The organism is Corallococcus praedator (assembly GCF_003612125.1).
Lineage (GTDB): Bacteria > Myxococcota > Myxococcia > Myxococcales > Myxococcaceae > Corallococcus > Corallococcus praedator.
In genome coordinates this window covers 1-5,513 of the sequence record NZ_RAWI01000517.1, presented here as the reverse complement: position 1 = coordinate 5,513, position 5,513 = coordinate 1, and the positions used below count along the sequence as shown (strand labels likewise).

General features: G+C 70.3%; 7 protein-coding genes and 1 pseudogene. 6 read left to right on the top strand and 2 right to left on the bottom strand.

Annotated elements, in window-relative coordinates:
• From D7Y13_RS37680 to D7Y13_RS37655, 6 genes and pseudogenes are all read left to right on the top strand, one after another.
• Positions 1–255, top strand: a pseudogene (locus tag D7Y13_RS37680) (hypothetical protein); the annotation flags it as partial.
• Positions 255–722 (top strand): 3-hydroxyacyl-ACP dehydratase FabZ, encoded by a 468-nt coding sequence (gene fabZ, locus D7Y13_RS37675; protein ID WP_120532543.1) that lies wholly within the window; start codon positions 255–257, stop codon positions 720–722. The pseudogene D7Y13_RS37680 and the gene fabZ, both read left to right, overlap by 1 nt.
• A 29-nt stretch (positions 723–751) precedes the next feature.
• Entirely contained in the window at positions 752–1,528 is a 777-nt protein-coding gene (gene lpxA, locus D7Y13_RS37670) for an acyl-ACP--UDP-N-acetylglucosamine O-acyltransferase (protein WP_120532528.1), read from the top strand.
• 32 nt (positions 1,529–1,560) lie between these two features.
• Entirely contained in the window at positions 1,561–2,364 is an 804-nt protein-coding gene (locus D7Y13_RS37665) for an LpxI family protein (protein ID WP_120584060.1), read from the top strand.
• A gap of 138 nt (positions 2,365–2,502) precedes the next feature.
• Positions 2,503–3,540 carry an OmpA family protein gene (locus D7Y13_RS37660; RefSeq protein ID WP_120532526.1) on the top strand — a complete coding sequence of 346 codons (1,038 nt, stop codon included), beginning with the start codon at positions 2,503–2,505 and terminating at the stop codon, positions 3,538–3,540.
• A gap of 8 nt (positions 3,541–3,548) precedes the next feature.
• Positions 3,549–4,022 carry a hypothetical protein gene (locus D7Y13_RS37655; protein WP_120584061.1) on the top strand — a complete coding sequence of 158 codons (474 nt, stop codon included), beginning with the start codon at positions 3,549–3,551 and terminating at the stop codon, positions 4,020–4,022.
• On the opposite strand, the gene D7Y13_RS37650 is transcribed toward D7Y13_RS37655, so the two are convergent.
• Both D7Y13_RS37650 and D7Y13_RS37645 read right to left on the bottom strand, forming a co-directional pair.
• The gene (locus D7Y13_RS37650; RefSeq protein WP_120532524.1) at positions 4,015–4,650 is read right to left on the bottom strand and encodes a MarC family protein; all 636 of its coding nucleotides are present in this window, start codon (positions 4,648–4,650) and stop codon (positions 4,015–4,017) included. The genes D7Y13_RS37655 and D7Y13_RS37650 overlap by 8 nt on opposite strands.
• Before the next feature lie 4 nt (positions 4,651–4,654).
• Positions 4,655–5,362, bottom strand: coding sequence for a polyprenol monophosphomannose synthase (locus D7Y13_RS37645; protein ID WP_120532523.1), 708 nt, complete (start codon positions 5,360–5,362; stop codon positions 4,655–4,657).
• Positions 5,363–5,513: the final 151 nt, after the last annotated feature.

Below are 5,513 nucleotides of genomic sequence, written 5' to 3'. Positions count from 1 at the left end.
CTCTACCCCCACGCCACGGTGCGCGAGCGCTGCGTGGTGGGCCACATCCGCGTGGGAGACCTGGCCAAGGTGGGCGCGCAGTCGGGCGTCGCCCATGACGTCGCGGACGGGCAGATCGTCAGCGGCAGTCCCGCCATCCCCCACCGCGACTGGCTGCGCGCCAGTGCCGCGTCCGGGCAGATGGCGGACCTGCTCAAGGAAGTGCGCGCCCTGCGCCGCAGGGTGGAGATGCTCGAGAAGGAGAAGGGCGGATGATGGACATCAGCGAGATCCAGAGCCTGCTGCCGCACCGCTACCCGTTCCTCCTGGTGGACCGGGTGGTGGAGATCGTGCCGGGCCAGAAGCTCACGGCGTACAAGAACGTCACCATCAACGAGCCCTTCTTCAACGGCCACTTCCCGGGCCACCCCGTCATGCCGGGCGTGCTGATTCTCGAAGCGCTCGCCCAGGCGACGGCCATCCTTGCGTACAAGACGGAGAGCATGGATCCGTCGCGGCTGGTGACGTACCTGATGGGCGTGGACAACGCGCGCTTCCGCAAGCCGGTGGTTCCCGGCGACCGGCTCCAGTTGGACATCGAGGTCATCCGTCACAAGGGCGCCATCTGGAAGACCAAGGGCCTGGCGACGGTGGATGGTGTGAAGGTGGCGGAAGGGGAGTTCCTCGCCACGGTGGTGGACAAGAACAAGGCCGCCAAGGGCGACGAGGGCGCGGCGTCATAGGCGCGACGCGCTGCTGAGGAGAGAAGGACATGGCGCAGGTTCATCCCACCGCGGTCGTCCATCCGGGGGCCCGCCTCCACGACACCGTCGTCGTGGGGCCGTTCTCGGTCATCGGTGAGCACGTCGTCATCGGCGCGGGCTCGCGCATCGGGCCGCACGTCGTCATCGAGGGTCGCACGACGCTCGGTGAGCGCAACCACCTCTTCCAGTTCTGCTCGGTGGGCGCCGCGCCCCAGGACTTGAAGTACGCGGGCGAGGACACCGAGCTCATCATCGGCGACGACAACCAGATCCGTGAGTTCGTCACGGTGAACCTGGGCACGGTGTCGGGCGGCGGGGCCACGCGCCTGGGCCACCGCAACCTGCTGCTGGCCAACAGCCACATCGCGCACGACTGCGAAGTGGGCAACGAGATCCTCCTCGCCAACGGCGCCGCGCTCGCGGGCCACGTGGTGGTGGAGGACTCGGTGAAGATCTCCGGCCTCGTGGCGGTGCACCAGTTCACCCGGCTGGGTCGCTACGCGTTCATCTCCGGCGGCTCCATGGTCACCATGGACGTGCCCCCGTACTGCACGGTGCAGGGGGACCGGGCCACGCTCGTGGGCCTCAACACCGTGGGCCTGGAGCGCGGCGGCTTCACCGAGGAGCAGATTGGCCGCGTGAAGGAGGCCTACCGCATCCTCTTCCGCTCCAAGCTGGGGCTCCAGGACGCGCTCGCGCAGCTGCGCGGTGAGCTGTCCAGCCATCCGGAAGTCGAGCACCTGGTGAAGTTCGTGGAACAGAGCAAGCGCGGCGTGACGCGCTAGGCGCACGCTTCACGGGACGCAAAGGGGAACGGGTGGAGCGCATCGGGCTCATCGCGGGCAACGGCCAGCTTCCCTTCCTCTTCGCGCGCGCGGCCCGTGCGCGCGGCCTGGACGTCGTGGTGGCCGCGCACCGGGGGGAGACGGACCCGGCGCTCGAAGCGGAGGTGGGCCACTTCTCCTGGGTGCGTGTCGGTCAGGTGGACCGCATCCAGAAGGTGTTCCGCCAGGCGGGTGTCACCCAGGCGGCCATGGCGGGCGGCATCGGCCGCGTGAAGGCCCTCTCCGAAGCCCGGCCGGACCTGGGCGCGGTGCGGATCATCTCGCGCCTGCGCAGCTTCCGGGACGACGCGCTCCTGCGCGCGGTGGCCGCGGACTTCGAGGCGCGCGGCATCACCATCATCGCGCCCACGGACTTCCTGGGAGAGGTGCTGTGCCCGGAGGGCCTGCTGGCCGGTCCCGCGCTCAAGCCCGCGCAGGAGAAGGACGTCGCCCTGGGCCGCGAGGTGGCGGTGCTGCTGGGGCAGGCGGACGTGGGGCAGACGGTGGTGGTGCGCGACGGCCACGTGCTCGCGCTGGAGGCCGTGGAGGGCACCGACGAGACCATCCGCCGGGGCGCGAAGCTGGGCGGCCCGGGCGCGGTGGTGGTGAAGCGCTGCAAGCCGGAGCAGGACCTGCGCTTCGACCTGCCCGCCGTGGGGCCGCGCACCCTGGAGGTCATGGACGAAGTCGGGGCCCGGGTGCTGGCGCTGGAGGTAGGGCGCACGGTGCTGTTGGACGCACCCGCGCTCTTCGCGGGCGCCACCGCGCGGGGCATCTCCCTGGTGGGCGTGAGGTAGGTCCGCCGTCCCCGGGCAGGACGCCCGCGCATCGGGCTGGTCCGGGCCGGGGCGTTGGGCCTAGCGTTCGGGAATCCGTCCCCCCGGGCTGGAGTTGCCTTCCCACCTCCCCCCGCGACGCCGAGGCTGACGCCGCCCATGTCCGTTCGACTCCTACCTTCCGTGGTCCTGTTGTCGGCGCTGGTGGGCCTGCCGGTGCCCGCGTTCGCGGAGGCCATCCGGGTGTCCCTGGAGGGCCGGGCGGCGCTGGGTGAAGGCGTCCCCACGCTGCTCGTCCACATCGAGGAGCCCATCACCGGCTTCGAGGTGAAGCTCAAGCGCAGTGACGGCAAGACGGTGGAGCTCAAGGGGGGCGGCAAGCCGGGCGTCACCCGGCGGCTCGCGCTGGAGCAGCCGGAGGGGAAGTTCCACTACGAGGGCGAGCTCACGGTGCAGTTTCCGCCAGGGGCCGAGCCCGGCACCATGCCGCTGTCCTTCGACACGGAGCTGTACGGCCCGCTGAAGCTGGAGATTCGCCGCGAGGACGTGGACGTGGCCGCGCGCAAGGTGCGCTTCACGCTGTCCCGGCCCGCGGCGAAGACGGAAGTCACCGTGTTGATGGACACCGGCAAGAACGCCTTCGCGGGCGACGTGGACTTCAAGGGCGCGCCCGCGGGCACGCCGCTGGAGGTGAAGTGGCTGCCGGCGGAGGGCAAGGTGATGCGCATCAGCCTGCGCGCCTTCGACACCTCCAACTACTACACGGGCGTGGACCTCTTCCCCTGGCAGGTGGATGTGCCACACGAGGAAGTGGGCTTTGCCTCGGGCCGCTCGGACATCCCCCCGGCGGAGAAGGGCAAGCTGGAGTCGTCCTACAAATCCGTCTCCGAGGCGTTGAATAAGTACGGCCGCTGGGCGTCGCTGCGCCTGTACGTGCTCGGGCACACCGACACGGTGGGCGCGGCGGAGGACAACCGGGAGCTGTCGCTCAAGCGGGCGAAGAGCATCGCCGCCTGGTTCCGGCAGCGCGGCCTGAAGGTGCCGGTGTTCTACGAAGGCTTCGGAGAGCAGGCCCCGGCGGTGTCCACGCCGGACGAGACGGCGGAGGCGGGCAACCGTCGCGCCGAGTACATCATCGCGGTGGAGGATCCAGCGTTGGCGAACGCTCCCTTCACCCCTCGCTGGCGCAAGCCATGAGGTGTCACATGGTGGGATTTCCTGGCGGCATCCGGTGCCTGCTCACGGTGGCGGGACTGGGGCTCGTGGGCGCGGCGGGCTGTGTGAAGACCGTTCCGCATGCGCAGCGCGTGGAGGCGGAGGGCGACAAGTGCACGCTCCTCCAGGCGCTGATGCGGCAGCCCGCGCCCGCCCAGGCCGTCCAGCAGTTCGTCGCGGAGGGCAAGGAGGCGAAGGCTCCCGTCGTCGTCTACGTGCGCCATCCGGAGGAGGCCACGCTGGAGCGCTTCTTCACCGGGGACGCGCAGTGCGCGGACGACTCGTTCAAGGTGGTGCAGGAGAACGTCGTGGACGCGGTGGTGGTGTACCTGCAGGAGGTGCAGGGCGGCTACGCGTACGACGCCCAGCGCTCCAGCCCGGAGCACCTCACCATGGACGGCCGCCCCCAGGGCACCGTGCGCAAGGACGGCACGGTGTGGGTGGTGGGCGCGGACGTCATTTGAGCAGGTCCTTCGCCCCGTCCGCGATGAACTGCACGGCGATGGCGGCGAGGATGAGCCCGGACACGCGCTCCAGGATGGCGACGCCGGACTGACGCAGCACCCGCTGCACCAGGCTGGACGCACGCAGGATGAAGTAGCTCGCCCCGAAGGTGAGCACCACGGCGGCCACCACCGGCAGGGCGGACACGAAGGACGTCCCGCTGCGCGCCATCAGCACCATGGCGGTGGCGATGGCGCCCGGGCCCGCCAGCAGGGGGATCGCCAGCGGGACGATGGCCACGTCCTCCTTCACCGCGCCCTCCTCCTCCTCGGTGGGGCTGGTGCGCGTGGAGGACGGCCGGGCGCGCAGCATGTCCAGCGAGGTGATGAGCAGCAGGATGCCGCCCGCGACGCGGAAGGCGCCCAGCGACACCGCGAACACCTGGAAGATGACGCGGCCGAAGAGGGCGAAGAACAGCATCAGGCCGCACGCCACCAGACAGGCGCGCAGCGCGGTGCTGCGGATCTGCTGCTTGGTGTCTCCGGCCGTCATCGCCAGGAACAGCGGCACGACGCCAATCGGGTCCACCACGAAGAAGATGGCGGACAGCGACACGAGGAACGTGGACACCATGCTGGACGTCGTCATGGCGTCAGACGGTGAAGCGCAGCTTCCACACCATGCCCAGCGCTTCCACGAAGATCTTCTTGTTCATCTTCGAGTGCCCCACGCGCCGGTCCTCGAACACGATGGGCACCTCGCGCACGGTGAAGCCCTTGCGCAGGGTGCGGTAGGTCAACTCAATCTGGAACGCGTACCCGGTGCTGCGCACCTCATCCAGGTTGAGCGTCTCCAGCACCCGGCGGTGGAAGCACTTGAAGCCGCCGGTGAGGTCGCGCACGTCCACGCCCAGGATGCTGCGCGCGTACAGCGAACCGCCCCGGCTGATGATCTTCCGGCCCACGCCCCAGTTCACGGTGCCCCCGCCCGGCACGTAGCGCGAGCCCAGCACCAGGTCCGCGCCGCCCTCGGCGGTGTTCAGGAAGAGGGGCAGGTAGGAGGGGTCGTGGCTGAAGTCCGCGTCCATCTCCAGGATGTACGTGTAGCCCTCGGCGAGCGCCCACCGGAAGGCGGCCAGGTACGCACGGCCCAGGCCCTCCTTCTTCTCGCGGTGGAGCACGCGCACGCGCGGGTCCTTCGCGGCCAGTTCGTCGGCGAGCTGCCCCGTCCCGTCGGGCGAGTTGTCGTCGACGACGAGGATGTCCACGCGGGGATCGGCCGCCAGCACCGCTTGGGTGATGGGCCCGATGTTCTCCCGCTCGTTGTAGGTGGGGATGCAGACCAGCGCACGGTTCTTCATGGCCCGGCGGACATACCCCAAACCCGGCGCCGGAACAGCAGAAGCGGCGCGGGCGTCGTCGGTTACCCGTTCCCGGTGACAGGGCGCGGGGGCAGCAGCTCCAGGACGGTCTGGGCCGCCCGGTGGGCCGCCCCCACCTCCCCCAGGCGCC